General features: G+C 64.3%; 19 protein-coding genes, 1 other RNA gene and 2 pseudogenes. 7 read left to right on the forward strand and 15 right to left on the reverse strand.

What is annotated here, in order from left to right; genetic code table 11:
* Positions 1-8: 8 nt before the first annotated feature.
* The 6 genes from FJ471_RS22270 to mraZ are packed head-to-tail and all read right to left on the reverse strand — an operon-like array spanning position 9 to position 6,540.
* The gene (locus FJ471_RS22270) at positions 9-1,442 is read right to left on the reverse strand and encodes a UDP-N-acetylmuramoylalanyl-D-glutamyl-2,6-diaminopimelate--D-alanyl-D-alanine ligase (protein WP_140806897.1); all 1,434 of its coding nucleotides are present in this window, start codon (positions 1,440-1,442) and stop codon (positions 9-11) included.
* Positions 1,439-2,893, reverse strand: coding sequence for a UDP-N-acetylmuramoyl-L-alanyl-D-glutamate--2,6-diaminopimelate ligase (locus FJ471_RS22275; protein ID WP_140806898.1), 1,455 nt, complete (start codon positions 2,891-2,893; stop codon positions 1,439-1,441). Before FJ471_RS22275 ends, FJ471_RS22270 begins: the two co-directional genes overlap by 4 nt.
* A 54-nt stretch (positions 2,894-2,947) precedes the next feature.
* On the reverse strand, positions 2,948-4,672 hold the full coding sequence (locus FJ471_RS22280) for a penicillin-binding protein 2 (RefSeq protein WP_140806899.1): 1,725 nt from the start codon (positions 4,670-4,672) through the stop codon (positions 2,948-2,950).
* The gene (locus tag FJ471_RS22285) at positions 4,669-5,064 is read right to left on the reverse strand and encodes a hypothetical protein (RefSeq protein WP_140806900.1); all 396 of its coding nucleotides are present in this window, start codon (positions 5,062-5,064) and stop codon (positions 4,669-4,671) included. Before FJ471_RS22285 ends, FJ471_RS22280 begins: the two co-directional genes overlap by 4 nt.
* A 4-nt stretch (positions 5,065-5,068) precedes the next feature.
* The gene (rsmH, locus tag FJ471_RS22290; RefSeq protein ID WP_140806901.1) at positions 5,069-6,085 is read right to left on the reverse strand and encodes a 16S rRNA (cytosine(1402)-N(4))-methyltransferase RsmH; all 1,017 of its coding nucleotides are present in this window, start codon (positions 6,083-6,085) and stop codon (positions 5,069-5,071) included.
* Positions 6,082-6,540, reverse strand: a complete 459-nt coding sequence (gene mraZ / locus FJ471_RS22295) for a division/cell wall cluster transcriptional repressor MraZ (protein WP_140806902.1) — start codon at positions 6,538-6,540, stop codon at positions 6,082-6,084. The genes rsmH and mraZ overlap by 4 nt, the downstream gene beginning before the upstream one ends.
* Positions 6,541-6,936: 396 nt before the next feature.
* Between mraZ and FJ471_RS22300 the strand changes: the two genes are divergently transcribed.
* Positions 6,937-8,052, forward strand: coding sequence for a cystathionine gamma-lyase (locus FJ471_RS22300; RefSeq protein ID WP_140806903.1), 1,116 nt, complete (start codon positions 6,937-6,939; stop codon positions 8,050-8,052).
* A gap of 43 nt (positions 8,053-8,095) precedes the next feature.
* Here FJ471_RS22300 and FJ471_RS22305 read toward each other — a convergent pair.
* From FJ471_RS22305 to FJ471_RS22335, 7 genes and pseudogenes are all read right to left on the reverse strand, one after another.
* A pseudogene (locus FJ471_RS22305) lies at positions 8,096-8,359 on the reverse strand (type II toxin-antitoxin system RelE/ParE family toxin); the annotation flags it as partial.
* Positions 8,356-8,631, reverse strand: a complete 276-nt coding sequence (locus tag FJ471_RS22310) for a type II toxin-antitoxin system ParD family antitoxin (protein ID WP_140806904.1) — start codon at positions 8,629-8,631, stop codon at positions 8,356-8,358. The gene FJ471_RS22310 and the pseudogene FJ471_RS22305, both read right to left, overlap by 4 nt.
* 154 nt (positions 8,632-8,785) lie before the next feature.
* Positions 8,786-9,182: RNase P RNA component class A (gene rnpB, locus FJ471_RS22315), an RNA gene on the reverse strand.
* Positions 9,183-9,341: 159 nt separating this feature from the next.
* Positions 9,342-10,046: a transglycosylase SLT domain-containing protein gene (locus FJ471_RS22320; protein ID WP_140806905.1), complete on the reverse strand. Its 705-nt coding sequence runs from the start codon at positions 10,044-10,046 to the stop codon at positions 9,342-9,344.
* A gap of 186 nt (positions 10,047-10,232) precedes the next feature.
* The gene (locus tag FJ471_RS22325; protein ID WP_140806906.1) at positions 10,233-11,000 is read right to left on the reverse strand and encodes an N-acetylmuramoyl-L-alanine amidase; all 768 of its coding nucleotides are present in this window, start codon (positions 10,998-11,000) and stop codon (positions 10,233-10,235) included.
* Complete coding sequence (locus FJ471_RS22330) at positions 10,997-11,716, reverse strand: DnaJ family molecular chaperone (protein WP_140806907.1); 720 nt, start codon at positions 11,714-11,716, stop codon at positions 10,997-10,999. Before FJ471_RS22330 ends, FJ471_RS22325 begins: the two co-directional genes overlap by 4 nt.
* A gap of 132 nt (positions 11,717-11,848) precedes the next feature.
* On the reverse strand, positions 11,849-12,052 hold the full coding sequence (locus FJ471_RS22335; protein WP_140806908.1) for a hypothetical protein: 204 nt from the start codon (positions 12,050-12,052) through the stop codon (positions 11,849-11,851).
* Positions 12,053-12,228: 176 nt separating this feature from the next.
* Between FJ471_RS22335 and FJ471_RS22340 the strand changes: the two genes are divergently transcribed.
* The 4 genes from FJ471_RS22340 to FJ471_RS22355 all read left to right on the forward strand — a co-directional run bounded on the left by FJ471_RS22340 (position 12,229) and on the right by FJ471_RS22355 (position 18,260).
* Positions 12,229-15,861 carry a hydantoinase B/oxoprolinase family protein gene (locus FJ471_RS22340; protein ID WP_140806909.1) on the forward strand — a complete coding sequence of 1,211 codons (3,633 nt, stop codon included), beginning with the start codon at positions 12,229-12,231 and terminating at the stop codon, positions 15,859-15,861.
* 43 nt (positions 15,862-15,904) lie between these two features.
* Positions 15,905-17,203: a DUF3419 family protein gene (locus FJ471_RS22345; protein WP_140806910.1), complete on the forward strand. Its 1,299-nt coding sequence runs from the start codon at positions 15,905-15,907 to the stop codon at positions 17,201-17,203.
* Entirely contained in the window at positions 17,200-17,865 is a 666-nt protein-coding gene (locus tag FJ471_RS22350; protein ID WP_140806911.1) for a class I SAM-dependent methyltransferase, read from the forward strand. Before FJ471_RS22345 ends, FJ471_RS22350 begins: the two co-directional genes overlap by 4 nt.
* Positions 17,866-17,951: 86 nt before the next feature.
* A complete protein-coding gene (locus tag FJ471_RS22355; RefSeq protein WP_140806912.1) occupies positions 17,952-18,260 on the forward strand; it encodes a HigA family addiction module antitoxin in 309 nt (102 codons plus the stop codon).
* 36 nt (positions 18,261-18,296) lie between these two features.
* On the opposite strand, the gene FJ471_RS22360 is transcribed toward FJ471_RS22355, so the two are convergent.
* Positions 18,297-19,679: a serine hydrolase gene (locus FJ471_RS22360; protein WP_140806913.1), complete on the reverse strand. Its 1,383-nt coding sequence runs from the start codon at positions 19,677-19,679 to the stop codon at positions 18,297-18,299.
* A 288-nt stretch (positions 19,680-19,967) separates the two neighbouring features.
* Here FJ471_RS22360 and FJ471_RS22365 point away from each other — a divergent pair, with 288 nt between their 5' ends.
* Together FJ471_RS22365 and FJ471_RS22370 are read left to right on the forward strand one after the other, a co-directional pair.
* Positions 19,968-20,759 (forward strand): GH25 family lysozyme, encoded by a 792-nt coding sequence (locus FJ471_RS22365; RefSeq protein ID WP_140806914.1) that lies wholly within the window; start codon positions 19,968-19,970, stop codon positions 20,757-20,759.
* A 184-nt stretch (positions 20,760-20,943) separates the two neighbouring features.
* A complete protein-coding gene (locus FJ471_RS22370) occupies positions 20,944-22,122 on the forward strand; it encodes a lytic murein transglycosylase (protein WP_140806915.1) in 1,179 nt (392 codons plus the stop codon).
* 86 nt (positions 22,123-22,208) lie between these two features.
* On the opposite strand, the pseudogene FJ471_RS22375 reads toward FJ471_RS22370, so the two are convergent.
* Positions 22,209-22,566, reverse strand: a pseudogene (locus FJ471_RS22375) (hypothetical protein); the annotation flags it as partial.

The raw sequence follows: 22,566 nt of genomic DNA on the forward strand, positions 1-22,566 counted from the left end.
AACCCGACCTAGGCCGGCTTAATGTTTGTGGCTTCCGCCGGAAATTTGCCGAGCAATGCCTCGACCAGCTTTGAAAACCCGATGCCCTTCGACGACTTGACCATCACCACGTCGCCGGGCCTGAGCGCGGAGATCACGATCGGCTTCAGCTCATCGGCGCCGGCTCGATACTCGGTGTGGACGTCGGCGGGCAGAACCTCGGCCAGCGCCTGCATTTCCGGTCCGCCGAGAAAGACGTTGCGCGTGCCCGTGCCGACGATCAGTTCGGCAAGCGCGGCGTGGAGCTTGGCCGAATGACTGCCGAGCTCCAGCATGTCGCCGAGCACGGCGATGCGCCGGCCCTCGCCCGAGACCGGCGTGGCGTTGAGCAGCGCCATGGCCGCCGCCATCGACGCCGGATTGGCGTTGTAGCTCTCGTCGATCAGCGTGATCGGCCCGTTGGGATGATGCAGGACATGGCGTCGGCCCCGCCCGCGCTCGGCCGAAAGATCGGCAAGCGCAGCCGCAACCTTGTCGAGGTCGGCTCCGACCAGTTGCGCGGCGCCGAGCACCGCCAGCACGTTCTGCACGATATGGCGGCCGGGCGCGCCGACACGGGCCGTCAGGTCCCTCTTGCCGATCTTGACGGCGATTTCGGAATGGTCGGCATGAAGCTCGCAGCCGGCAAGACGGAAGGCCGAGCGGGCATTTTCGCCGAAGCCGTAGACATGCTCGACGCCGGCGTCTTTCGCCATTTTCCCGAGCAGCTTCCAGCGTGGATCGTCACGGTTGAGCAGCGCGGCGCCGCCAGGCTCGATCCCCTCGAAAATCTCGGCCTTGGCCATGGCGATCTCGTCGAGGTTCTTGAAGAAGCCGAGATGGGCGGCGGCAATGATCGTCACGATGGCGACATGCGGCCTGACCATCTTGACCAGCGGCCTGATCTCGCCGGGATGGTTCATGCCGACCTCGAAGACCGCGTAGTCGCAATCCTGCGGCATGCGCGCCAGCGTCAGCGGCACGCCCCAATGGTTGTTAAACGACTGTGCCGAGGCGTGCACCTTGCCGACCGCCGACAGCACATGGCGCAGCGCTTCCTTTGTGGTCGTCTTGCCGGCCGAGCCGGTGACCGCGATAATCCGGGCCTTCGAGCGCGCGCGGGCCGCGACGCCGAGCTTCTCGAGGGCCGCAAGCACGTCCTGCACGACGATCATCGGCGCCGTCAGCCGGCCGAGCGAGGGCAGCTTGCCCTCGGCGACGACCAGCACCGCCGCTCCGGCCTTGACCGCGGCTGTCGCGAAATCATGGCCGTCCATAGCCTCGCCCTTGATGGCGAAGAAGGCGTTGCCCGGCTCCAGGCTGCGGCTGTCGATGGAAATGCCGGTGATGCCATCCGGCAGCGAGCCGATTGGCCTGCCTTCCATGGCTTCGACCAGCGCTTCCGACGTCCACAGCAAACTCATGCGGCGCGCTCCTTCAGCGCATCGCGCACTTCCTCATGGTCGGAGAAATGGAAGGTCTCGGTGCCGACGGTCTGGCCTTCCTCATGCCCCTTGCCGGCGACGATCAGCGTATCGCCGGCACGCAGCATCGCCACCGCCTCGTGGATTGCCTTGCGGCGGTCGCCGATCTCGATGGCGCCGGGCGCGGCGGCAAGGATCGCCGCGCGGATGGTTTCGGGCACTTCCGTGCGCGGGTTGTCGTCGGTGACGATGACGACATCGGCCAGCCGCGTCGCGATCTCGCCCATGATCGGCCTTTTTCCCCGATCGCGGTCGCCGCCGCAGCCGAACACCACGACGACCCGGCCGGTGGTGAAGGGCCGCACCGAGGTCAGCACATTCTCCAGCGCATCGGGCTTGTGCGCGTAGTCGACATAGACGGGAGCGCCGGCGGCGGTGGTGCCGACGAGGTCGAGCCGGCCCGGCGCGCCTTGCAATTTTTCCAATGCCGCCAGGGCCTTGCTTGCCGGCGTTCCAGTAGAGATGGCAAGCCCGGCCGAGACCAGCGCGTTGGCGATCTGGAAATCGCCGGCCAAAGGCAGGTCGACCTCGTAGAGCACGCCGTCGGCCACGACCTCGGCGCGCTGGCGATGGCGTTCATGCTCCACCCGCTTGAGGGTCAGGAAGTCGCCATGGCGGCCGACGGTCAGCACCTTCAGTCCCGCCGCCTTCGCGGCTTTGATGGTGGGCTCCGACCACGGGTCGTCGGCAAAGACGATCGCCGGCGCGCCCTTCGGCAGCAGCGTGTCGAACAGGCGCAGCTTGGCGCGGTGATAATCCTCGACCGTCGGATGGTAATCCATGTGGTCGCGGCCGAGATTGGTGAAGGCGCCGGCCGCGAGCCTCACGCCGTCCAGGCGGCGCTGGTCGAGACCGTGGCTCGAGGCTTCCATCGAGGCGTGAGTGACGCCCGCATCCGCCAGTTCCCTGAGCAATCGGTGCAGCGCCACCGGATCGGGCGTCGTCAGTGAGCCATATTCGTTGCGGCCGGGCGCCACGACGCCGGTCGTGCCGATCGAGGCGGCGGCAAAACCCGCCTGCTCCCATATCTGGCGGGTGAAGGCGGCGACGGATGTCTTTCCGGCGGTGCCGGTGACAGCGACCATTGTCTGCGGCTGGCGTCCGAAGAAGCGCGCCGCGCTGAGCGCCAGCGCCAAGCGCGGATCATCGACGGCGAGAACCGGGATCGACAGGCCGGAGATGGCCGTGCCCCTGCCGGTGACGATCGCCGCTGCGCCTCGGGCCGCGGCATCGGCGGCATAGGTCGAACCGTCGGCCTTGCTGCCGGCAAGTGCGAAGAAGACGACGCCGGTCTTGACCGAGCGGGAATCGGAGGAAAGTCCGGTCACCTCCAGATCGGGGGAAGCTGTTCCCTCGACAGGCAGGACACCGGCTAGATCTTTTAGATGCATTGAGTCCCGTTCACCGCAACAAAATAGCGCGCAGTTGCCGGCGCGCCCCAAGAATCACTGATAGGAAACCAGCGTTGCACCATTTTCATGGCTGAAATCTGGCTTCACGCCAAGCATGGCCGCTGCGCGCCTGATGATATTGCCGGCCATAACCCCCGCATTGTTGGCGGCGACGTCCGTCATCCCGGGCTTTTCCGGATGCGGAGCGTCGGCGATCGTGAACACCAGAAATTGCGGATCGTCCATCGGGAAGGCGGCGACGAAGGTGTTGAAATTCAACTCCTTGGAGTAGCGGCCGTTGATGACCTTCTCGGCTGTTCCGGTCTTGCCGCCAACGCGGTAGCCGGGGACCCTGGCATTTCTGGCCGAGCCCTTCTCGGCGTTGAGCGTATAGAGATAGCGCATACCTTCGACCGTCTTGTCGCTGACCACTTTCTTGGCGACGGCCATGGCCTCCTGCTCGCTGCGGACCAGGAAGGTCGGCTCGATCAGATAGCCCTGCATCAGCGCCGCGCAGCCGACAGCGGCCTGCAGCGGCGTCGTCGACACGCCATGGCCAAAGGCGATGGTGAAGGAATTGACCTGTTTCCAGACCTTGGGTTCGGTCGGACGCGCGACCTCCGGCAGTTCGGTCTGCATCCTGTCCAGGATGCCAAGGCGATGCAGGAATTCGCGATGGCCCTCGATGCCGACCAGCTCGGCCTCCCTGGCCGACCCGATGTTGGACGAATAGAGGAACACCTCCGGCAGCGACAGCACCCGGTTCTTGCCGTGGAAATCGTGGATGGCCTGATGGCCGACCCGGATCGGATGCGACGCGTCGAAGCGGCTCGCCATCGTCGCCTTGCCGGAATCGAGCGTCATGGCCGAGGTGAAGCTCTTGAAGGTCGAGCCCATCTCGTAGAGGCCGGCCGACATGCGGTTCAGCCGGTCTTTTTCCTGTGCGTTATACGGATTGTTCGGGTCGAAGTCCGGCACCGAGGCCATCGCCATCACTTCGCCTGTCTTGATGTTCAGCACGACGGCGCCGGCGCCCAATGCGCGATAGCGCTCCAGGCCGGCGGCGATCTCATCGCGCACCACATGCTGGACGCGCAGATCGATCGACAGCTTGACCGGCTTGAGATCCCTGGCCACCGCCAGACCCGACGCCTGCAGGTCGCTCAGCCCCTGCTCGTCGATATACTTCTCCATGCCGGAGATGCCCTGGTTGTCGATGTTGGTGAGGCCGACGATGTAGGACGAGGTCTCGCCGCTCGGATAGAAGCGCCGCTTTTCGGTACGGAAGCCGAGGCCGGGGACGCCCAGCGCCATGATGTCGGCCTGCTGCTTCGGCGTCAGCTGGCGCTGCAGCCAGACGAAGCCGGCGCCGCTCTTGAGCTTGCGGTAGGTCTGCTCGTAATCGATCTCCGGCAGCACGGTCGACAATTTCTCGATCGCTTCGTCGGCGTCGACGATGCGGCGCGGCTCGGCGAACAGCGACGCCGTCTTGATGTCGGTCGCCAGCACCTCGCCGTTGCGGTCGACGATGTCCGGACGCGACGCCGTGACCCGGCTCTCCGGGCCGCCCGAGAGATCCGGGTTCTGCATGCCGAGATAGACGAGCCGGCCGGCAATGGTCGAATAGATGGTGAAGAACACCGCCATCGTCATGACGATGCGCGTCCTTGCCTTGCCGCCTGTCGCCTTGCGGGCGGCATCGACGACGATCGAGCCGTCCTCGGCCTGCTTCTTGCGGCGCTTCAGCAGGTTACCGATCCTTGGAAACCCGCCGATCATTGAACGGTGCTCCCGGTGACCACTGGATCCTTACTGTCCGACGGCTCCTTACCCGAATTGTCGGCCATGCCGCCAAGCCGCTGCGAGGAAAGGTCCTCGATGGTCACGGGTTTCACGGGGATGTCGTCGAGGCTGCCGATCTGGTGCGCGTTGACCGGTTCGAGCCCGAGCTGGCTCTTATAGACATCGGCAAGCTTCTGCAGCCGCGACGGCTGCGTGAGCAGGCTCCAGTCCGCCTTGAGGAGATCGATCGTTTCTTCCTCGTAATGGATCTGCGCCTGTATCTTCTGCACCGCCGCCAGTTGCTCCTCGGCTTCCCGCTTCGTCTTGTAGGTCAGGGCCGCGGCCGAGACCATGACGGCGATCAGGACTATGTCGCTGGTACGAAACACGTTCTTACCTCTCCCCCGGCCGCTCGACGGCGGGAAGTTTTGGAAGGCCGAAAATCGAAAAATCGCCGGCGCGCGCCGGGGCATCGGTGCGGATCGCCGCGCGCAGCCTGGCCGAGCGCGCCCGCGGATTGGCCTCCGTCTCGGCCTCCCCCGGCGTCACGCCGCCGCCGGCCTTGCGGAAGGTCGCGGCGCGCTGGGGCGCGTCGGGCATGTGGCGCGAGCCGCTGGCGGCTTCGGAACGGTCGGCGATGAAGCGCTTGACGATGCGGTCTTCCAGCGAATGGAACGTCACCACGGCAAGCCGTCCGCCGGGCTTCAGCACACGCTCGGCGGCCAGCAGCGCCCTTGCCAGTTCGCCAAGCTCGTCATTGACGAAGATGCGCAGCGCTTGGAAGACGCGCGTGGCCGGATGGATCTTGTCCTTCGGTCCCCGCCCGATATGCGTCTCGATGGCGTCGGCGAGATCGAGCGTGCGCTCGAAAGGCTTCTTCTCGCGCCGGCTTTCGATCATGCGCGCGATGCGGCCGGCATGGCGCTCCTCGCCGAGAAAGCCGAAGATGCGGGCAAGATCGCCCGCCTTGAAAGTGTTGACGACGTCGGCGGCGGAAAGACCAGCCTGCGCCATGCGCATGTCGAGCGGCCCGTCGGCGCGAAAGGAAAAACCGCGCGCCGCCTGGTCGAGCTGCATGGAGGAAACGCCGATGTCGAGCACGACGCCGTCGGCGTCCTCGACATGCTCGTCCAGCGTCGAGAACGGCGCCTGGACAAGCCTCAGCCGGCCGCCGGCCCGTTCTTCGATCGCCCGGCCCGCCGCGATTGCGTCCGGGTCGCGGTCGATGGCGACAACGGAGGCGCCGCGGTCGAGGATGGCGCTGGTGTAACCGCCGGCGCCGAATGTCCCATCGACCATCGTCTCACCGGCCTTCGGCGCGAGCGCGTCGAGCACCTCGGCAAGGAGGACCGGAATGTGACGGGCCAGTCCGCCAACGGCGTGAGGGTCATCGCCGTGGCCAGCCATCATTCCGATCGCTCCCCGGGCTTCGTCCCCTGCCGAAGCTGCAAAAGCCTGGCCCGCGCCTGCGCCCCATAGGCCGCAAGCCGTCCCGGCTCCCAAATCTGAAAGAAATTGCCGCGGCCGACAAAGGCCACCTCGTTCGCGATGCCCGTATGCTCGCGGATGAAATCGGTCATGGTGATGCGGCCGTCCTGGTCCAGCTTCAGAAACGTCCCGTCGCCATGGCAAAAGAACGACATGTCGTCCGCCGCCTGCAGGAACGGGTCTTCCAGCGCGATCCGCTGCTCGTAGCGGTCGAGCAGGTCGAGCCCTCCGACATCCATGGCCGGCAAGTCCAGGCAACGCAGCGCGTAGAGTTCCGAATAACCGCGCTTTTGCACCACCGCGCGAAAATGCGCCGGAACGGACACCCGCCCCTTCGCGTCGATCCTGCTCACCGTGTTTGACAGAAACCGGTCCAATAAACGCTACAGCCGCTGTTGCCGCTGCACCCCTCATGTTGTTCTCCGCGTCCTCGCCGCATGCGCGGCAAATCGCTTCATTCACCGAGGCGAAAACCGGCAAACGCACAGCCGCCGCGGCTGCCCGATTGGCGTACGCTTCACCCTGACGCGGAACGAAAGCTTGATGATGCGAATGGGATATCATGGGGCACTATGGGCGTCAACGGGAACAGGCATCACAAACACGCACGCCACAACCAGAAAGCGCAGGCTGAAGGCACGTCTCGTCTTTATCGTCCATTAAGCCTAACGAAGCGTTTAGAGCCGTCTGGCCCAAAAAGACGCGGCTTGCTGCGCGCAGCCGCCGCGCATAGCGTCGGTTGAAGTTTTCTGCCCTGACCAAGGATCGAGCCGATGTCCGACACTGCGAAGTCACGCGCCGCGACACTTGCCCATTTGCGCAGCGCCGGTTTCGCCAAGGGCGATCCTATTCCGTTGCCGTTGACCATGGCCTCGATCTTCCACGCCCCGGGCGATGCGACCGGCTTCGATCAGTATGGCCGCTTCAGCAACCCGACCTGGCATGCGGTCGAGCACGCGCTTGGCCATCTGGAAGATGCGCAATGCGTTGCCTTCCCATCAGGAATGGGTGCGATTTCCGCGGCCTTTTTCGCGCTCCTCAAATCGGGCGACCGCATCCTCTTGCCGTCGGACGGCTATCACACGACGCGCGCGCTGGCGGAGCGTTTCCTGAAACCCCTCGGCGTCGCCTACGACCTGCGGCCGACGGCAAGCATGCTCGACGACGGTTTTGCTGGCTACCGGGCGGTTTTTGTCGAAAGTCCGTCGAACCCGCGGCTGGACATCTGCGACATCACCGCCGTCGCCAAGGCCGTCCATGCGCAAGGGGGCGTCCTAATCGTCGACAACACGACGATGACGCCCTTCGGCCAGCGCCCGCTGGATCTCGGCGCCGACATCGTGGTCTCGGCCGATACCAAGGCGATCAACGGCCATTCGGACGTTCTCTTCGGCCATGTCGCGAGCCGCGATCCCGACATTGTCGCCAGGGTGAAGGATTGGCGCGAGACAGCCGGCGGCATCCCCGGGCCGTTCGAAGCATGGCTCGTGCATCGCGGCCTCGAAACGCTGGAGGTGCGCTTCGACCGCATGTGCTCGTCGGCCGAAACGATCGCGCGGCGCCTGAAAGACCATCGCGCCGTCGGCGGCCTGCGCTTTCCCGGGCTCGAGGGCGATGCCTCGCACAATCTGGCGCGCGTCCAGATGGAGCGCTTCGGCTTCCTGATTTCCTTCGAGCTCGGCTCCGAAGAACAGGCCGAGGCGTTCATCGACGGCTGTCGGCTTGTTGAAGCGGCAACCTCCTTCGGCGGCGTGCACACATCGGCCGAGCGGCGCTCGAAACGTGGCGATGCCGTGCCGCCGGGCTTCGTTCGCCTGGCGATCGGCTGCGAGCCGGTCGAGCAGCTCTGGCAGGCGATCGAGGCGTCGCTGGACAAGATTGCCGGCTGAGCAGCCAAGGTCCCAGATCCTCCGCCTCGATCTTGCGCCGGCCATGCAGCACGCGCAGGATTTCGATCGCATCGTCGCCAATTCGATAGAAAGTAAGATATTCGCCAACAACGAGGTGGCGAATGCCCGAGGCGATATCGTCGCGCGGAGGCCCTGAATACGGATAGGCCGCCAGTTGTTGGCAACGGACCTCGATCCGATCTAGCAGTCTATCCGCTGCAGCTTCGTTATCCCGCGCCACGTGTTGCCAGATCGCGATTAGATCGTCTTCAGCGTGCGCCGTACGGATGATCGGCAGCAACTTCATGCCGCGTCGTTGGATTTCCACCGCTTACGGGCTTCGGCCTTTATTTCATCCATCGATACGAAACGCCCCGGCCCGCTGTCGATCCCTTCCTGCACAAGCTTGCGCAATTCCTCGACGGTGTAGCCGAGCAGGTCGCGCCGGTCCTTCCATTGCCTGAGCGCATCGCGGATCACCTCGCTGGCTGAGGCGTATTCTCCTGCCGCGACAACGTCATCCACAGCGGCCGCCAATTCCGGGGAAAGCGTGATGCTGCGTTTGTCGACGTGACCCATGATGTGCTCCTGCTCTTCTCTAAAGGTACGATTTAATCGCACCAGCTTCAAGGAACAGATCATCGCGTTCAGGGCGATTACGACCTGACGTTGAATCAAAAGGCACGCCTCCCGGTGTAACCTCCTGATCCCGTTCAGCTATCGCCACGAGAAAAATGCCAGCTGGCCTGTAAGCCGGGTTCTGTATGGCCCTCGCCTTGCGACGAGAACGTGGCGGCCATTCATCTTGGGCGCATGTTGCCATGCGCCTCACGCAACCTACCCGGACGGTGGGCCGGAAACAGCCCTCGAAGGTTTCCCCTCGCACCGCCCCTATTCGGTTTTGCTCCCGGTGGGGTTTGCCCTGCCGCTTCTGTTGCCAGTCGCGCGGTGGGCTCTTACCCCACCCTTTCACCCTTACCGTGGCGGATGCCGCGGCGGTTTGCTTTCTGTGGCACTTTCCCTGGGGTCGCCCCCGCCGACCGTTAGCCGGCACCGTGTCTCCATGGAGCCCGGACTTTCCTCACCCGCAGCCTTTCGGCTCTCGCGGGTGCGGCCGCCCAGCCAGCTGGCAAGGGCGTATAAAGGGATTCCCGCCCGAAAACGCAAACGAAAAAGCTGACCTATCCCGCCCAAAGCCGTCATGTCGACCTGAGCGTCCGCAGCGGGTTTTGGGGCAACGACATCCATAGAGAACACGCGCTGCCCAAATCCGCTTCGACGGATGAGCCTCAGGCCGGCGAGCCCAACGCCACCAACTGCACCTTCACCTTGCTGCAATAGGCGGCCGAAACCGGATTCATCCGCGTCGCGCCATGACCCGCATTGTATTTGAGGATCGTGCCGCAGGTGGTGCCGCCGCCGAGGTCTCGCGCCATGGCAAGGTACTTCATGCCGTATTTGATGTTGGTGTCGGGATCGAACAGTCCCTTGGCCGAGCCGGTGTAACCCATCATGCGCGCTGTCGCCGGCTTGATTTGCATCAGGCCGATCTCGCCGGCGCCGCCGACCATGTTCGGCCGAAAGTTGCTTTCGATCTTGATGACGGCCTTGGCCAGCGACACCGGCACGCCATAGCTTACGGCGTAGCGGGCAATGGTCGCCGAATACTGGCCGTCGCCAGCCGCAGCCGGCGTCGCCAGGGCGGTCTTGCCGGGGTTGATCGAGGCAGTCGTGGTGAGATCGATGGCCTTTCTGCCGCGCTTGGCGCGTTTGGCCGTCGATTTCGCCGCCCTGGTCGCGGTGGCTTTCTGCACCTTTGCCGGGGCTCTCTTGGTCTTTGGCGTTTTGCTGCCCGGTGCAGCCTTGGTCGTCGCGGGGGCAACGGCAAGACCATTGTCTGCCCGAAGGCTTAAGGGGGCGCCGCTTGCCGAATTGAAGGCAAAACTTATCACTCCGGCAGCAACAGCTGCCGCTACAACGGTCAATTTTTGCATGTAGTCCTGTTCTGTTAGAACCGCGCGAAGAACTTCGAGCGGTTACGCCAATTCAACATCGGATCATCAGGGAGGGATAGACGCCCGACGACTTGCGGGAGAGGCATTTGGAGGTGGAATTGGCGGCAAAGAAGGCGGCGCAATTCACTTTAAATGACAGATTGTAATTTAAGGAGCCTGACGGGACTATCTGGCGGGGGCTGCCTTTGCGGAAGCCAGGAGCCTCTGCAGCGTGCGGAGCGTCGAATTATCCGCCGCACCATCCACCAGTCGCCGCCGGAAATGACGCTGGAAAGCCGCCACCACGATTTCCGTCTGCTTGTCGTAGACACCCGATATCTCGACGCCATAGCCGTAGAGCGCCAGCATCGACTGCAGCGCCTCGACATCGGCGCCGGTGTCGCCGGCCTTCAGCGCAGCGCCGGGCTTGATCGGCGCGGCCGGCACGAGGTGGCCGATACCGGCCACGAACAACGCCTTCCATGGAAATTTTTCGCCGGGATCGACCTTGCGGCCGGGGGCCACGTCCGAATGCGCGAGCACCCTTGCCGCGGGAATGGAATGACGGCCCACGATGCCCGAGCACAACTCGATCACGGCATTGATCTGTCGCTTCGGGAAAGCCCTGTAGCCCAGCGAATGCCCGGGATTGACGATCTCGATGCCGACCGAACAGGAGTTGATGTCGGTGCGCGCGAGCCAGGAACTCTTGCCGGCATGCCAGGCACGATCGCTCTCGCGTACCATCTGGATGATGCGGCCGTCCTCATGGACAAGATAATGCGAGGACACTTCGCTCGCCGGATCGCAGAGCCACGCCTCGGCGCCGGCGCCGCTTGCCATGCCGGTATAATGCAGCACGATCATATCGGGCCGGAGCGTCTCGCGGCGCGGACCGAAATTCGGCGACACCCGGACCTCGGCACCTGGCTGGTCGGGCAGGAAGCCGCTCATACGTGCCTGACGCCCCGCTCGATCATCTCATAGGCGGCGTTGATCGCCGCGACCCTGGTCGTGGCGATCTTGATAAATTCCTGCGGCAGGCCGCGTGCGATCAGCCTGTCGGGATGATTGTCCGAGATCAGCTTGCGATAGCGTTTCCTGACCTCCTCGAACGGCTTGCCGCGCTCAATGCCCAGAACGACGTAGGGATCGGCGGCGCCGAGATTGACGTGCCGCGACAGGATCGCTTCGTAATGCGCCTCGTCGATCCGGAAGATTTCGGCGATGCGGTGCAGGAATTGGCCCTCATGCTCATGAATCAGGCCATCCGCCTTGGCGATATGGAAGAGACCGTCGAGGATATCTTCCAGCATCATGCAGTTGGCGTGGCCGGATCCGCAGAGCTGCGCCATGCGCTGGGCATAGGTCTCGAAGCCGGCGACGTCCTGCTTGGCGATGTCGTAAAGCCGCGCCACGTTGCGTGTCTCGGTCGGCGGCACCTCGAAGATTTCCTGGAAGGCCCGCACCTCGTCCTGCGTGACGATGCCATCGGCCTTGGCCATCTTGGCCGAAAGCGCGATCATGGCCACGGAAAAGGCCACGCGCCGCCGCAGGTCCGGATCACCGGAAAACACGGTGCGCACGGCTTCGACGACGTCCGCGACGCCCGAGGACGCCGACGACGAAACACGAGCGATGAAGTCGCCAAGGCGGTCCCAAATCGACATGCCGGCTTCATAGTGCGAACCGGGCGGTTCTATCAAGTCGGGACGATGCCGCAGGCCATCACCGCTGCGCGGGATCGATGACAAAAAGAAGGCCGGCAAAGCCGGCCTTCCCCGATACTGTCGGTCCGATTCTTACTGCGCGGGCGCGGCAGGAGCCGGATTTGCCGGAGCCGGTTCAGCAGGCTTTGAAGCGTCGGGCGAAGCCGGCTTCATCGGCTGCTCGTTGGCCGGGGGGTTGGTGCTCTGGGTGGTGGTCTTGTCGGTACCACTGTCGCTACAAGCCGCGACCCCCAGCAGGGCGAGCGCCGAAACAGACGCCAAAATGAGCTTCTTCATGGTATCTCTCCTTCAACAGACGCTCACATTTCGGTGAGCGGTCGCAGGAGAAATGCATCAACAGGCTCGCCGGTTTCGTAACGTTGCATTTCCATGTGTAACATCAACTTGCGATTGCTGGCGCCATAATCCCGAACTAACAGAACATACGCTCGAAGAGAATTTGGATAAGCAGAATGCCGGCAGCCTCGGGGACTGGAAAATGGGATTTTTGGATCGACCGCGGCGGCACTTTCACCGACGTCATCGGCCGTGATCCGCAAGGCCGGCTGCACCCTCGAAAACTTTTGTCCGAAAATCCGGAGGCTTATGCGGATGCCGCTATCCAGGGCATCCGCGATCTGCTGCGCTTGAAGGCCGGCGCCGCCATTGCCGCCGAGGCGATCGGCGACGTCAAAATGGGCACCACCGTCGCCACCAATGCGCTGCTCGAGCGCAAGGGCGATCGTGTGCTGCTCCTCATCAGCAAGGGTTTTCGCGACGCACTGCGTATCGCCTATCAGGCGAGGCCGGACATCTTCGCCAAGGAAATCATCCTGCCCGAGCAGCTCTATGAGCGGGTGATCGAGGTCAACGAGCGTGTGCGTGCCGATGGCTGCGTCGAGCGCCTGCTCGACATCGCGGCCTGCCGCCCGGCGATCGAACAGGCCAAGGCCGACGGCATCGACGCGGTCGCCATCGTCTTCATGCATGCCTGGAAATATCCCGACCATGAAAAGGCCGTGGCCAAGGTCTGCCGCAAGATCGGCTTCAGTCAGATTTCCGTCAGCCACGAGGTCTCGCCGCTGATCAAGCTGGTCGGCCGCGGCGACACCACCGTGGTCGACGCCTATCTGTCGCCGATCCTGTCGCGCTATGTGCAGCGGGTGGCGGGAGAGCTGGGCGCCGGCCCGCGCCTGATGTTCATGATGTCGTCGGGCGGCCTCACCGCCGCCGACCTGTTCCAGGGCAAGGACGCACTGCTTTCGGGGCCGGCGGGCGGCGTCGTCGGCATGGTCGAGACGGCCAAGCTTGCCGGTTTCGAAAAGGTCATCGGCTTCGATATGGGCGGCACCTCGACCGACGTCGCCCATTACGACGGCGAATACGAACGCGCCTTCGACACCGAGGTCGCCGGCGTGCGCATCCGCGCGCCGATGATGCGCATCCACACGGTCGCCGCCGGCGGCGGCTCGATCCTGCATTACGAGGCGGGCCGCTTCCGCGTCGGCCCGGATTCGGCCGGCGCCAATCCCGGCCCCGCCGCCTACCGGCGCGGCGGCCCGCTCGCCGTCACCGACGCCAATGTCATGCTCGGCAAATTGCAGCCCGATTTCTTCCCGGCGATTTTCGGCGCGGGCCAAGACCAGCCGCTCGATGTCGGCACGGTTGGCGAGAAGTTCCGCGCACTTGCCGCCGAAATCGGCGATGGCCGGACGCCCGAGGCGGTCGCCGAGGGTTTCATCACCATCGCCGTCGAGAACATGGCCAACGCCATCAAGAAGATCTCGGTGCAGCGCGGCTACGACGTCACGGAATATCTCTTGAACTGCTTCGGCGGTGCCGGCGGCCAGCATGCCTGCCTGGTGGCCGACGCGCTCGGCATGGAAGCCGTGCTCATCCACCCCTTCTCCGGCCTGCTTTCCGCCTACGGTATCGGCCTCTCATCGGTCTTCGCCTCGCGCCAGCAGGGTCTGCTGCAGCCGCTTGCGGAGGAATCGCGCGCAGCGATCGAGGCGCTCATCGTGTCCTTGCGCAGCGAGGTCATCGCCGAGCTTGGCGAGCAGGGCATTGCCGAGGACGTGGTTTCAACCAAGCCTGTCTTGCACATCCGCTATGACGGCACCGATACGGCGCTGCCGGTGAATTTCGAGCATGGTTCGATCTTCCGCGCCAGAAGCGACTTCGAGGCCGCGCATAAGGCGCAGTTCGGTTTCGTCTATGACGATAAGCCGATCGTCGTCGAAACTGTCGCCGTCGAAGGCATGGACGCGGCTCGACAGGACAAGGCCGAAGCCTACGCCCCTGCCGGACCGGCAGGGATCGAGGCCAAGCCTTTGGAGAACCGGCGTTTCTACACCGAAGGCCGCTGGCACGAGGCTGGCGTCTATCGCCGCGAAAACCTGCGGCCGTCTTACACGGTCGCCGGACCCGCGCTGATCATCGAGCCGAACCAGACCATCGTTGTCGAGCCGGGCTGGTGCGCCGAGATCACCAATCTCAACCACGTCGTGATCCGCCGCACGGAACGGAAGGCGCGTGCAGCGGCCCTCGGCACCGACGCCGATCCGGTGATGCTGGAGGTCTTCAACAACCTCTTCATGTCGATCGCCGAGCAGATGGGTGTGACGCTGCAGAACACCGCCTATTCGGTCAACATCAAGGAGCGGCTCGATTTCTCCTGCGCCGTGTTCGACCGCCATGGCGCGCTGGTCGCCAACGCGCCGCACATGCCGGTGCATCTGGGCTCGATGGACCGTTCCGTCGAAACCATCATCCGCCTGAACTCCGGCGACATCCATCCGGGCGACGTGTTTGCGCTCAACGCCCCTTATAATGGCGGCACGCATCTGCCCGACATCACGGTGGTGACGCCCGTCTTCGACGATGCGCAGAACGAGATCCTGTTCTGGGCGGCCTCGCGCGGCCATCACGCCGATGTCGGCGGCACCGCGCCGGGCTCGATGACGCCTTTGGCCACAACGGTCGACGAGGAAGGCGTGCTATTCGACAATTTCCGCATCGTCGATCGCGGCCGGTTCCGCGAGAGGGAGTTGGAGACGCTGCTCACCGACCACCCCTACCCCGCGCGCAACCCCGTCCAGAACATCGCCGACCTGAAGGCGCAGATCGCCGCCAACGAAAAGGGCGTGGCGGAACTGCGCAAAATGGTCGCGCATTTCGGCCTCGATGTCGTCGAGGCCTATATGGGCCATGTCCAGGACAATGCCGCCGAGAGCGTGCGCCGCGTGCTGGAGCGGCTCCCCGACAGCGCGGCATATGAATACCCGACCGACACCGGCCAGGTGATCAAGGTGAAGATCACCGTCGACCGGCAAAAACGCGAGGCGACCGTCGATTTCACCGGCACGTCGCCCGTCATGAAGAACAATTTCAACGCTCCGGAGCCGGTCGCCCGCGCCGCCGTGCTCTACGCCTTCCGCGTCATGGTCGAGGACATGATCCCGATGAACGCCGGCTGCCTCAGGCCGATCAACATCGTCATCCCCGACGGCTCGATGCTGAAGCCCGCCTACCCTGCCGCCGTGGTCGCCGGCAATGTCGAGACCTCGCAGCATGTCACCAATGCGCTATTCGGCGCGATGGGCGCGATCGCCAACGCGCAAGGCACGATGAACAACCTCACCTTCGGCAACAAGAAATACCAATATTATGAGACCATCTGCTCCGGCTCGCCGGCCGGCCGGGTGAATTCGGGACGCGGCTTTGCCGGCACGTCCGGCGTTCACACCCACATGACCAATTCGCGGCTTACCGACCCGGAGGTGCTGGAACTGCGCTTCCCCGTCGTGCTGGAAGACTTCCACATCCGCGAAGGCTCCGGCGGCAAGGGCAAGTGGAATGCCGGCGACGGCACCAGGCGCACCATCCGCTTCCTCGAAAAGATGGAATGCGCGATCCTGTCCTCTCACCGCAACCGGCCGCCCCAGGGCCTCGAAGGCGGCGGCGACGGCGAGGCCGGCTCGACCAAAGTCAGGCGCAATGACGGCTCGGTCGACGTCCTGAAGGCCTGCGACCAGACCACGCTCGAGGCCGGCGAAGCCGTCATCGTCACCACGCCGACGCCTGGAGCGTTCGGAAAAGCGTGAGATTCGCATCAGCCTGCCGTCAACAGGCTGTCACCTGCCTGTCATGACGCTGCGCTACCCGCTTGCGCCAACGCAAATGGGGAATCACCTTTCCATGTCGGACGTATCCGGAGAACTCGTTTATCGTCGAGGCAAGGAAGTCGGAAAGGCCGTCTACCAGAACCGCGCATTGTCGAAGGACGGCATTTCCGAGCGGTTGTTCGCTTTCCTCTTCTCCGGCCTCGTCTATCCGCAGATCTGGGAAGACCCCGATGTCGACATGGAGGCCATGCAGCTTGGCGCTGGCCATCGCGTCGTCACGATCGCGTCGGGCGGCTGCAACATCCTGGCTTACCTGACCCGCTCGCCGGCCAGGATCGATGCCGTCGATCTCAACGCCGCGCATATCGCGCTGAACCGCATGAAGCTGGAAGCGGTGCGCCATTTGCCGTCGCAGGGCGACCTGTTCCGCTTCTTCGGCGCCGCCGGCACCAGCCACAATTCCGATGCCTATGATCGCTTCATCGCGCCGCATCTCGATCCCGTCAGCCGACACTACTGGGAACGCCGCAGCTGGCGCGGGCGTCGCCGCATCTCGGTCTTCGACCGCAACTTCTACCAGACCGGCCTGCTCGGCCTCTTCATCGCCATGGGCCATCGCGTCGGCAAGCTGTTCGGTGCCGACCCGGCCGGCATCATGAAGGCGCAGAACGTCGGCGAGCAGCGCCGCTTCTTCAACGAGGAGTTGGCGCCGGTCTTCGACAGGAAGCTGCTGCGCTGGGCGACCTCGCGCAAGGCTTCGCTGTTCGGCCTCGGCATTCCGCCGGCCCAGTATGATTCCCTGATCACCTCCGGCGACGGCTCGATGGCCAGCGTCTTGAAGGCGCGGCTTGAAAAGCTCGCCTGCGACTTCCCGCTCAAGAACAACTATTTTGCCTGGCAGGCCTTTGCCCGCCGCTATCCGCAACCCGGCGAGGCGGCGCTGCCTGCCTATCTGGAGCAGAGCAACTACAAGACAATCCGCGACAACATCGACCGCGTCGCCATCCACCACGCCAACCTGATCAAGTTCCTGGCCGCCAAGGAGGCGGGCACCGTCGACCGCTTCGTCCTGCTCGACGCGCAGGACTGGATGACCGACGATCTCCTCAACGCGCTGTGGACCGAGATCACCCGCACGGCTTCGGTGGGCGCACGCGTCATCTTCCGCACCGCCGCGGAACCGAGCCTCCTGCCCGGCCGCGTCTCCAGTTCGCTGCTCGACCAATGGACCTACGAGGCCGACGCCTCGCGCGAATTCTCGGCGAAGGACCGCTCGGCCATCTATGGCGGCTTCCACCTTTACGTGAAGCGCACCGCATGAGCACGACGGAGCTGCCGGCCAGCCATGCCGAACTGATGGACGGCGTCTACCGCTGGCAGCGCCACATCTATGACCTGACCCGCAAATACTACCTGCTCGGCCGCGACCGCTTGATCGACGGGCTGGATGTGCCGCAAGCGGGCACCGTGCTGGAGCTCGGCTGCGGCACCGGCCGCAACATCGCGCTTGCAGCGCGCCGCTATCCGGAGGCCCGTTTCTTCGGTTTGGATATCTCGGCCGAGATGCTGGAGACGGCAAACGCCGCCATCGCTCGTGAAGGTCTTTCCGACAAGGTCAGCTTGGCACGCGGCGACGCCACCGATTTCAACGCCAAGACCCTCTTCGGCATCGAGCACTTCGACCGCGTCTTCGTGTCCTATTCGCTGTCGATGATCCCCAGCTGGGAGAAAACCGTATCGGCTGCCCTCGCCGCGCTCGCGCCCGGCGGCTCGCTGCACGTCGTCGATTTCGGCCAGCAGGAAGGTCTGCCAAACTGGTTCCGCGCCCTGCTGCGCGGCTGGCTGCGGAAATTCCACGTCACACCGCGCGCCTCGTTGCGTGACGTGCTTGAATCGGAATCCGAGCGCGCCGGCGCAACCTTCCGTTTCAGAACGCTTTATCGCGGCTATGCCTGGCTCTCGGTAATTAAGATCGGCCTCTGATATGATAGATAGTAGTTGCGGAGTGTTGGGGCGCCATTGGTCGCCCACCGCTCTGGTTCCTACCTAAGTATCAGTTGAGGTGAGACATGTTGATGGCCGCACGCAAGCCCGCGACGGTTGGCGAAATCCTCACGGAAGAGTTCATGCAGCCGCTCGGCCTGACACAGACGGCTTTGGCCGAGGCCATGGGCGTCCAGCGCAAGCATGTGAACGAATTGTGCAACGACCGCCGCAACGTTACCGCGGCAACCGCGCTCATCTTGGCGCGTGTATTTGGGAACAGCTCGGATTTCTGGCTGAACGTCCAGCGCCGCAGCGATCTTTGGCAAGTCATGAACTCGCCTGACGAGCGGGCGCGTGTGGATCGCGCCAAACCTTTGCCGACCGCCGCGTAAGCACGTTTGCGGCGACCGTCGATCAGGTCCCTCTAGCTAGTGCAGCGCCTTCACCAGCGCTCCCACCATCGTCTGTGGACGATAGCCGAACTTGGCCGGCGTCAGCCCAAGCCGCACCACGACCAGTTGCTCCGAGGGGATGATCGCCACTGTCTGGCCGTCATGGCCCTCCATCCAGTAGGTGTCCTTGGGCAGGCCTGCAGTGACGCCCGCGCCGGGATTTCCCTCGTCGCCCGGACCTTCGATCCACAATTGCCCCTTGCCATACACCTTCGAGGCCTGCGCCGGCTCGCGCATCCAGTCGACGAAACCGGCGGGCAGGATCTGGTTGCCGTTCCAGACGCCGCCCTGCAGCAGGAACTGGCCGAAGCGCGCCCAGTCATGCGCGGTGGCGTAGAGATAGGACGAGCCGACAAAGGTGCCCTGCTCGTCGGTTTCGAGGACCGCGCTGTGCATGCCGAGCGGCTCGAACAGCTCCGTGCGCGGCCATGCCAGCGCCTTCGCCTTGTCGCCGATCGCGTCCTGCCACAGCCGCGACAGCATCACCGCCGTGCCGCTCGAATAAGAAAACACTTTGCCCACATCGCCGGTCAGCGGCTTCGCCGCGGCGAAGCCAGCCATGTCCGGCTCGAGGTAGAGCATGCGCGTCACGTCGGCGACGTCGCCATAATCCTCGTTGAACTCCAGCCCGCTCGACATCGCCATCATGTCGGCAAGGCTGATGGCGGCGCGGCCATCGGCCTTCCACGGCGCGAAAAGGCCCTTGTTGTCGACCGCCATCTTGCCGTCCTTGACCAGCGTGCCGATGATCGCGGCATTCACCGTCTTGGTCATCGACCAGCCGAGCAGCGGCGTCTTGGCCGAAAAGCCCTCGCCATAGCGCTCCGCGACGACGCGGCCGTTCTTGACCGCCACGATGGCGCGCATGCCGATGCCGGCCATGGCGGCATCGTTGACGATTTTCGCGACCTCGGGATTCTGCGAGGCATCCACCCGCTCGCCGTCAGGCCACAGCGCATCTGGCTGCGTCGCCGCCGGCGGCGCGGCGCGCAGCGATGTCTGTCGTGCCTTGCCGGTATCGCCATTGGGAACCGAGGCGCAGCCGACGCCGTCGCGTTCCACCGCAACACTCTTGCCGAGAACCCACAGCAGGCCGGCGGAGACCAGTCCCCGCTCCTTGTCGACGGAGACTTTCATCAGCCTGAGCAGCGGATGGCCGAGCGCCTGCACGTCGACCGCCAGCACCTCTTTGGCGTCGCGGCCGGCGATGAAGACGTTCGAGCAGACGATCTTAGCCGAATAGCCGGAGCCGACGCGGATCAGTTCCGGCGGCGTGAAATAGAGCCAGGCGAAGAGCGCGGCCACCGCCAGGATCACAAGGCCAAGCAGCCATTTGATGAACTTCACGACAGCCCGCATCTTTTCCGCCCTTCGGATTCGCCGGCTCGATTTATGTCATCGATTTGCCGCCATTGCTTCCGCAAAATCGCCGGCGTTGTCGAGCGCCGTCAATGGATTATCAACCATGTTCGGCGATCTACTGCTCCATGTCGCCCAAGAGTGCGCAGCGGTTTTGGGACAACGACATGGACGGACAACAGCGACTGGGGCGATCCTGTGGGGCGATCGTCCGGAGGGGGCCTGCGCGAGCAACGGCCATCTGCAAAGACCCATCAGCGGCCGGCTGAACCCGGCCTGGGAAATGCCATGCGCCGTCTCGCGGCCATTTTGATGCTGACGCTGCTTAGCGCCTGCTCGACGGTGGACGATCTTTCGCCGCTGTCGCCGTCCGCGCAGACGGTCGCCGTGCGCGCGCCCAAATTCGAGGACTCCAAGCCGCATGAATGGGACAGCGGCGCGCCGTGGAACTATGCCATCCACGGCACCGATGTTTCCAAATACCAGACCTCGGTCGACTGGCCGGCTGCCCGGGCAAGCGGCATTTCCTTCGCCTTCATCAAGGCGACGGAAGGCGGCGACCGCTTCGACGAGTATTTCAACGAGCACTGGGCGCGCACCCGGGCCGCCGGACTTCCGCGCGCCGCCTATCATTTCTTCTATTTCTGCACGCCGGCCGAAACCCAGGCGCGCTGGTTCATCGCCAATGTCCCGAGAGACCCGTCGGCCATGCCGCCGGTGCTCGACATGGAATGGAACCCGAAATCGCCGACCTGCAGGCTGCGCCCCGATCCGGCCACCGTGCGCAGCGAAATGACCGTCTTCCTCCAGATGGTCGAGCGCTATTACGGCAAGAAGCCGATCATCTACACTTCGATCGACTTCTTCGACGACAACCAGTTGGCGACGTTCCGCGGCTATCCCTACTGGCTGCGCTCGGTCGCGGGCCACCCGCGCGAGAAATACGGCAGCCACCCGTTCACCTTCTGGCAGTACACCGGAACCGGCATCGTGCCCGGCATGACCGGCAAGTCCGACATCAACGTCTTCAACGGCTCGGAAGCCGCCTGGAAGAAGTGGCTGCGGCAGAACACCCGTTGACATCGGCCGCCCCGCCTGCTTTTCGACACGGCGGGCGGCGAAACATGCAACCGCTGGTAATCTGGAGCGGCGCATCCGTGCGAGTGCCTGGCGCGGCTCCTGGGCTTTGAAATCCTCGCATGCGCCTGTCCGATCCTGGTCCGGGGTCGCGATAGGCCCATGCGCCGGTCTCGGAAGGAAAGCGATGCGATTGCGCGTTGAAATCCTGGCGGCGCTCTTTGTCGGCGCGCTTGCACTGCCCGCGGCGGCGCAGGAATGCGGCGGCGATTTCGAGGCGTGGAAGCAGGGCGTGGCGACTGAGGCCAAGGCGGCCGGCATCGGCCCCATCGGGCTCGACGCGCTGGAGGACGCCACCATCGACGAGCGGGCGCTTGCGCGCGACCGCGCCCAGGGCGTCTTCACCCAGACTTTCACCGAATTCTCCAGCCGCATGATTTCGGCCTACCGCCTGAAGCAGGGCGCAGCCAATCTGAAGAAATATGCCGACGTCTTCGCCCGCGCCGACAAGGAGTTCGGCGTCCAGCCGGCCATAATCGCCGCGTTCTGGGGGCTGGAGACCGATTTCGGCGCCGTGCAGGGCGACTTCCACACCCTCAACGCGCTGGTGACGCTCTCGCATGACTGCCGCCGCCCACAGCTTTTCCGGCAGCAATTGGTGCCGCTGCTGACGCTCATCGACCGCGGCGTGCTGCCGGCCGACGTCAAGGGCGCCTGGGCCGGCGAAATCGGCCAGACGCAAATCCTGCCGACCGACTACCTTGCCGAGGGCGTCGATGGCGACGGCGACGGCAAGGTCGATCTCAGGAGCAGCGTGCCGGACGTCATCATGACGACGGCCAACAAGATCATGTCGCGCGGCTGGAAGCGCGACCAGCCCTGGGTTCAGGAAGTGCGCGTCCCCGACGAGATGCCATGGGATCAGACCGGCCGCACCAACAAGCTGCCACTGTCGCAATGGGTGCAATGGGGGGTGACCAACCCGGACGGCTCGCCGCTCGTCGACAATGGGCTCAAGGCCGGCCTGGCGCTGCCTATGGGCCGCAAGGGGCCTGCCTTCCTGGCTTACGACAATTTCGACGTCTACCTGGAATGGAACCAGTCCTTCACCTACGCGCTGACCGCGGCCGTGCTTGCCACGCGCCTTGCCGGCGCGCCGCAATTCGATCCGCGCATGCCCGAGCCCGGCCTCAACGGCGACCAGATGAAGGCGCTGCAGACCAAACTCGAAGCCAAGGGCTATGACGTCGGCACGGTCGACGGCATCCTGGGCACCAACACGCGCGAAGCTGTCCGCAAGGAGCAGACGCGGCTTGGATTGCCGGTGGATGGCTGGCCGACGGCGGAATTGCTGGCAAAATTGTAAGGCAGTAGGCAGTAGGCAGTAGAGAAAAATCGATTTGAAACTATAGGCTATAAACGCAGTATTCCCTATTCCCTACTGCCGACCTCTTAATCCGCCATCGTCTCCAGGCTCGCAAACCCCTGCGGCGCGTCGCCTTCGTCGAACGGCGTCGTCACCTCGACGAAAGTGTCGGGGTAAAAGCCGTTGAAGCGCGTCCTCAGCGACAGCGAGTAGGCGCCGATATGGCCGATCTCGATCCAGTCGCCGGTGTCGACCGTTTCCGGCAGCCAGAACGGCCTGGACAGGATATCGACGGAATCGCAGGTCGCGCCGCAGACCTTGAACGGCACGATGGTTTTCTCGTCGCCGTTGCGCGTGCGGATCGCGGGGTCGGGGATGAAGCTCGCCGACAGCGTGGCGATGATCGGCGGGATGCGCAGCGCCCGGATCAACAGATAGTTGATG

The organism is Mesorhizobium sp. B2-7-1 (assembly GCF_006440735.1).
Lineage (GTDB): Bacteria > Pseudomonadota > Alphaproteobacteria > Rhizobiales > Rhizobiaceae > Mesorhizobium.

Excerpts from the sequence above, each read along its gene's own strand:
- FJ471_RS22270 (WP_140806897.1), bottom strand. The coding sequence starts at position 1,442 with ATGAGTTTGCTGTGGACGTCGGAAGCGCTGGTCGAAGCCATGGAAGGC.
- FJ471_RS22275 (WP_140806898.1), bottom strand. The coding sequence starts at position 2,893 with ATGCATCTAAAAGATCTAGCCGGTGTCCTGCCTGTCGAGGGAACAGCT.
- FJ471_RS22280 (WP_140806899.1), bottom strand. The coding sequence starts at position 4,672 with ATGATCGGCGGGTTTCCAAGGATCGGTAACCTGCTGAAGCGCCGCAAG.
- rsmH (WP_140806901.1), bottom strand. The coding sequence starts at position 6,085 with ATGATGGCTGGCCACGGCGATGACCCTCACGCCGTTGGCGGACTGGCC.
- FJ471_RS22300 (WP_140806903.1), top strand. The coding sequence starts at position 6,937 with ATGTCCGACACTGCGAAGTCACGCGCCGCGACACTTGCCCATTTGCGC.
- FJ471_RS22310 (WP_140806904.1), bottom strand. The coding sequence starts at position 8,631 with ATGGGTCACGTCGACAAACGCAGCATCACGCTTTCCCCGGAATTGGCG.
- FJ471_RS22320 (WP_140806905.1), bottom strand. The coding sequence starts at position 10,046 with ATGCAAAAATTGACCGTTGTAGCGGCAGCTGTTGCTGCCGGAGTGATA.
- FJ471_RS22325 (WP_140806906.1), bottom strand. The coding sequence starts at position 11,000 with ATGAGCGGCTTCCTGCCCGACCAGCCAGGTGCCGAGGTCCGGGTGTCG.
- FJ471_RS22330 (WP_140806907.1), bottom strand. The coding sequence starts at position 11,716 with ATGTCGATTTGGGACCGCCTTGGCGACTTCATCGCTCGTGTTTCGTCG.
- FJ471_RS22335 (WP_140806908.1), bottom strand. The coding sequence starts at position 12,052 with ATGAAGAAGCTCATTTTGGCGTCTGTTTCGGCGCTCGCCCTGCTGGGG.
- FJ471_RS22340 (WP_140806909.1), top strand. The coding sequence starts at position 12,229 with ATGCCGGCAGCCTCGGGGACTGGAAAATGGGATTTTTGGATCGACCGC.
- FJ471_RS22345 (WP_140806910.1), top strand. The coding sequence starts at position 15,905 with ATGACGCTGCGCTACCCGCTTGCGCCAACGCAAATGGGGAATCACCTT.
- FJ471_RS22350 (WP_140806911.1), top strand. The coding sequence starts at position 17,200 with ATGAGCACGACGGAGCTGCCGGCCAGCCATGCCGAACTGATGGACGGC.
- FJ471_RS22355 (WP_140806912.1), top strand. The coding sequence starts at position 17,952 with ATGTTGATGGCCGCACGCAAGCCCGCGACGGTTGGCGAAATCCTCACG.
- FJ471_RS22360 (WP_140806913.1), bottom strand. The coding sequence starts at position 19,679 with ATGCGGGCTGTCGTGAAGTTCATCAAATGGCTGCTTGGCCTTGTGATC.
- FJ471_RS22365 (WP_140806914.1), top strand. The coding sequence starts at position 19,968 with ATGCGCCGTCTCGCGGCCATTTTGATGCTGACGCTGCTTAGCGCCTGC.
- FJ471_RS22370 (WP_140806915.1), top strand. The coding sequence starts at position 20,944 with ATGCGATTGCGCGTTGAAATCCTGGCGGCGCTCTTTGTCGGCGCGCTT.